The following is a 4910-nucleotide window of genomic DNA, read 5'->3' as shown; positions in this document are numbered from 1 at the left end:
TTTCTGGTGCGTACCGGGCTGAGAGGCGGTGTAAGTGAACTGTAGTTGCCATGTTTTACGGCAATGAGAGCAGAGATAGCGCTGATGTCCGGCAGTGCTTTTGCCGTTACGCACCACGCCTTCAGTAGCGGAGCAGGAAGGACATCTGATGGAAATGGAAGCCACGCAAGCACCTTAAAATCACCATCATACACTAAATCAGTAAGTTGGCAGCATTACCAGATTATGAAACCTCAATAGTAATATGCAAATAAGCAATTAATAATCCCGTTTACTCCTCCGGTCTTTTAAAATTCTCACCTTCATTCAGCCGGTTTATGTCCTTCATGTCTTCGTTCTTGCTCGGCAGATTTCTGCATCCAGGCGTGTTTTCGTTATGCGTTTTGCTCCCTTTACTCGCCAGCGCCACCACATCACATATCTCTTTCAGCTACGCCGCCCGCCAGCGGATGCAAAACCGTGCGCGTTTATTAAAACAGTACCAAACCCATCTGAAAAAACAGGCCAGCTACATTGTGGAAGGCAATGCCGAAAGCAGAAGGGCGCTACGCCAGCACAACCGGGAGCAGATAAAACAGCATCCAGAATGGTTTCCTGCGCCGCTCAAGGCAAGTGACAGACGCTGGCAGGCGTTGGTAGAAAACAATCATTTCCTCAGCAGCAACCACCTGCATAATATCACCGAAGTGGCGATTCACCGTCTGGAGCAACAGCTTGGCAAGCCTTACGTCTGGGGCGGCACGCGGCCCGATCAAGGCTTCGACTGTAGCGGGTTGGTTTTTTATGCCTACAACAAGATCCTTGAGGCTAAGCTCCCGCGCACGGCTAATGAGATGTATCACTACCATCGGGCAACCATTGTGGCAAATAACGACCTGCGCCGGGGAGATTTGCTGTTTTTCCATATCCACAGCCGTGAAATTGCCGACCATATGGGCGTGTATCTGGGAGACGGTCAGTTTATTGAGTCGCCGCGCACGGGGGAAACCATTCGGGTAAGTCGGTTAGCTGAACCTTTCTGGCAGGATCATTTTTTGGGCGCGCGGTGGATATTGACGGAAGAGACGATTTTGTAGGACGGATAAGGCGTTTACGCCGCATCCGGCGGTGGTGCGCAGATGCCTGATGCGACGCTGACGCGTCTTATCATGCCTACAAATCTGTGCGTTTTTGCGAGCCGCTTTCCTGTTATTCCATCACCTCATTGCCGACCTTTCCTTTTCTTCTTACCGTTGAGAAAAAGGAGTCGCCATGTCTGAATATCGTCGTTATTACATCAAGGGGGGAACCTGGTTTTTCACGGTGAATTTACGCAATCGTCGAAGCCAACTCTTGACCACCCAGTACCAGATGCTCCGTAACGCCATTATTAAAGTTAAGCGAGACAGGCCTTTTGAAATCAACGCCTGGGTCGTTTTGCCAGAGCATATGCATTGCATATGGACATTACCTGAAGGCGATGATGATTTTTCCTCTCGCTGGCGGGAAATTAAAAAGCAATTTACCCATGCTTGTGGATTGAAAAATATCTGGCAACCACGTTTTTGGGAGCACGCCATCCGCAATACCAAAGATTATAGGCATCATGTTGATTATATTTATATAAATCCAGTAAAGCATGGTTGGGTAAAGCAAGTGAGTGATTGGCCATTCTCAACGTTCCATCGCGATGTCGCGCGAGGGTTATATCCCATCGATTGGGCGGGGGACGTAACGGATATAAATGCTGGCGAGCGTATCATTTTATAATTATGCGCAGATGCCTGATGCGACGCTGGCGCGTCTTATCATGCCTACAAACCTGTGCTGGATCGGTAGGCCGGATAAGGCGTTCACGCCGCATCCGGCAGTTGTGCACCAATGCTGGATACTTACATCAACGCCCCCATAATCTTCAACTCCAGCTCGTCCGGCACTTCGTTATACGACAGCACATGCAGCCCCGGCGCAAACAACCTTGCATAACGCGCCAGCAAAGGGCGCAGCTGCGGTGGCACCAGCAGCACCGGGTCTTTCCCCGCCGCTTTCATCTGCTCTTTCACCTGTGGCATCGTACTCTGGAACTGGTTGAGCATATTCGGGTCCACTGGCACGCTGTCGAGCATCACTTTACCGCCCTGTTGCGCCTGATTCACTAGGTTAGTCAGCAGATTTTCCAGCTCATTATTCAGGGTATACACCGTCAGCTCCTGCTTGCGAACGAACGGATGGGTAATGCTGCGCCGCAGCGCCAGGCGCACATCGGCTGCCAGCAGAATATGATCTTTGGTCACCGCGCTACTGGCGACCAGCACGGTGGCGATGGTGACGATATCGCGCAGGGAAACGCCTTCGGTCAGCAGCGCCCGGTACACTTTCAGCAACTGGCTGTAATTGAGCACCGCGCTTAAATCCTCCGCCAGGCGCGGTGCCATCGACGACAAACGGTTATGCAACTGCGTAATATCGTCATAGTTAAATAAATCAGGAATATAGCTGCGCACAATCTTATTTACATGGGTAGCAATCACGCTGGCGCTGTCGATCACCTGATACCCCATATTCAGCACCTTCGCTTTCTGCGCAGGCTGGATCCAGGTCACCGGCATCCCGTACGCCGGGTCGTTCCCCAGCACGCCGTCTATCTCGCCGTAGGTTTCGCTGGAGGGCTGGGCCATCAGTTTATCCGCCGGAATATCCGCTTCATCAGCCTTAATGCCGTTGATGAAAATAGCGTACTGGCTGGGCTTAAGGCGGAAGTTTTCCCGAATGCGGATCTCCGGCAGCAGCACGCCGTTGCCGTCGGATATCACCTGTCGCACGCCGCGAATACGCTGGGTGAGCGGGTTGCCCTGGGCTTTATCGACCAGCGCCACCAGCTTGTAGCCGAGGCTTAAACTGATAGGCTCGATAAGCGGAATGGTTTCCCAACTGACCTGTTGCTCGCTGGTTTCGGTGATGGTGCGGGTCAGCGTTTCGAGACTTTTCTCTTCCGCTTCCGCCGCCTGCGGGCGTTTGCTCATCCGCCAGCCGGTAAAGCCAAGCAGGGCGCTGAACAGCAAAAACGGCAGATGTGGCATTCCCGGCACTACCGCCAGTACGAACATAATTCCGGTAGCGGTGTAGAGCACCGATGGGCTTGCCAGCAACTGGTTACGCACGTCATGGGCGATATCGCCGTTGTCGCTGACGCGGGTGAGGATAATCGCCGCCGCGGTGGAGAGTAGCAGGGAAGGGATTTGCGCCACCAGCCCGTCGCCGATGGTCATCAGCACATACTGCTGGAAGGCGGCGTCGGCGCTCAGGTTGTATTTGAAGATCCCGATACAGACGCCGCCGATCAGGTTGATCGCCAGAATCATCATCCCGGCGATAGCATCCCCGCGCACAAATTTCGATGCCCCGTCCATCGCGCCGTAGAAATCGGCCTCGCTGGCAACATCTTTACGTCGGGTTTGTGCCTGCGCCTGATTGATCAACCCGGCATTAAGATCGGCGTCAATCGCCATCTGCTTACCGGGCATCGCATCCAGGGTAAAGCGGGCTGAAACCTCGGAAATACGCTCGGCCCCTTTGGTGACGACGATAAAGTTGATTGTCAACAGCGTCAGTAAATCCGAGCGTGAAAGCATTATCGCCGCGCTGCACGGGCAGTCGATTTTTAACGGTGGTGGGCTGTCGCCGTTAAATAAAATCAGCCCGTCTCATCCGCCAAAACCTGCCACCGTGGCGGTGCCGGAAGAAACGGAGAAAAAAGCGCGCGACGTCAATGAGAAAACGGCGCTGCTGAAGAAGAAATCCGCCACCGAGCTTGGCGAGCTGGCAACCAGTATCACCACCATTGCCCGTGATGCGCATATGGAAGCGAATCTGGAGATGGAGATTGTTCCCCAGGGATTACGCGTGCTGATTAAAGACGACCAGAATCGCAATATGTTCGAACGCGGCAGCGCGCAGATTATGCCGTTCTTTAAAACGCTGCTGGTGGAGCTCGCGCCAGTTTTCGACTCGCTCGATAACAAAATTATTATTACCGGGCATATCGATGCGATGGCTTACAAAAACAATATCTACAACAACTGGAACCTTTCGGGTGACCGCGCGCTTTCGGCTCGTCGGGTGCTGGAAGAGGCCGGAATGCCGGAAGATAAAGTGATGCAGGTAAGCGCAATGGCGGACCAGATGCTGCTGGATTCCAAAAATCCGCAAAGCGCGGGCAACCGGCGCATTGAGATTATGGTGCTGACCAAAAGTGCGTCCGATACGCTGTATCAATACTTTGGTCAGCATGGGGATAAAGTGGTGCAGCCGCTGGTGCAAAAGCTGGATAAGCAGCAGGTGCTTTCGCAGCGAACGCGTTAAATGCTGAATCTTTACGCATTTCTCAAACTCTGAAATCACTGTATACTTTACCAGTGTTGAGAGGTGAGCAATGCGTAAAATCATGATTTTCACTTCCTAAAACACCCCTTATAATCTGGTCATAGAGTCATTATAGCACTGGATGAATATACAGATGAGGAAGGTTTACAGTTACATTCGCTTTTCGTCAACGAAACAAGCTTTTGGTGATAGTCATCGAAGACAGAGTAAGGCCATACAGGATTGGTTAGCCAGCCATCCAGACCACATCCTAGACGAATCTCTTAGTTTTGAAGATTTAGGACGTTCAGCCTTTCACGGTGACCATCTAAAAGAAGGTGGAGCACCCGGTAATGCTGCCAACTTACTGATTTAGTGTATGATGGTGATTTTAAGGTGCTTGCGTGGCTTCCATTTCCATCAGATGTCCTTCCTGCTCCGCTACTGAAGGCGTGGTGCGTAACGGCAAAAGCACTGCCGGACATCAGCGCTATCTCTGCTCTCATTGCCGTAAAACATGGCAACTACAGTTCACTTACACCGCCTCTCAGCCCGGTACGCACCAGAAA

5 protein-coding genes and 1 pseudogene are annotated in these 4910 nt (G+C 52.2%); 4 read left to right on the top strand and 2 right to left on the bottom strand.

All coding sequences use genetic code 11. The annotated features are described in order from the left end of the window. The coding region (locus tag BHE85_RS10600; RefSeq protein WP_047664789.1) for an IS1 family transposase at positions 1-165 on the bottom strand (165 nt) is incomplete at its 3' end. Between the two features lie 161 nt (positions 166-326). Between BHE85_RS10600 and BHE85_RS10595 the strand changes: the two genes are divergently transcribed. Continuing rightward, on the top strand, positions 327-1076 hold the full coding sequence (locus BHE85_RS10595; RefSeq protein WP_000093950.1) for a C40 family peptidase: 750 nt from the start codon (positions 327-329) through the stop codon (positions 1074-1076). Positions 1077-1251: 175 nt separating this feature from the next. Further along, on the top strand, positions 1252-1749 hold the full coding sequence (gene rayT / locus BHE85_RS10590) for an REP-associated tyrosine transposase RayT (RefSeq protein WP_000006258.1): 498 nt from the start codon (positions 1252-1254) through the stop codon (positions 1747-1749). Positions 1750-1871: 122 nt separating this feature from the next. Here the strand turns inward: rayT and BHE85_RS10585 are convergent. After that, a pseudogene (locus BHE85_RS10585) lies at positions 1872-3590 on the bottom strand (flagellar biosynthesis protein FlhA); the annotation flags it as partial. On the opposite strand from BHE85_RS10585, the gene lafU reads away from it, so the two are divergent. Together lafU and BHE85_RS10570 are read left to right on the top strand one after the other, a co-directional pair. Continuing rightward, positions 3556-4341, top strand: a complete 786-nt coding sequence (gene lafU, locus BHE85_RS10580; RefSeq protein WP_000207563.1) for a putative lateral flagellar export/assembly protein LafU — start codon at positions 3556-3558, stop codon at positions 4339-4341. The pseudogene BHE85_RS10585 and the gene lafU overlap by 35 nt on opposite strands. Before the next feature lie 404 nt (positions 4342-4745). Beyond that, the coding region (locus BHE85_RS10570; protein ID WP_047664789.1) for an IS1 family transposase at positions 4746-4910 on the top strand (165 nt) is incomplete at its 3' end.

Origin of the sequence: Shigella sp. FC1567, assembly GCF_001743015.1 — a bacterium.
Taxonomy (GTDB): domain Bacteria; phylum Pseudomonadota; class Gammaproteobacteria; order Enterobacterales; family Enterobacteriaceae; genus Escherichia; species Escherichia coli.
This window is presented reverse-complemented; position numbering and strand designations above follow the sequence as displayed.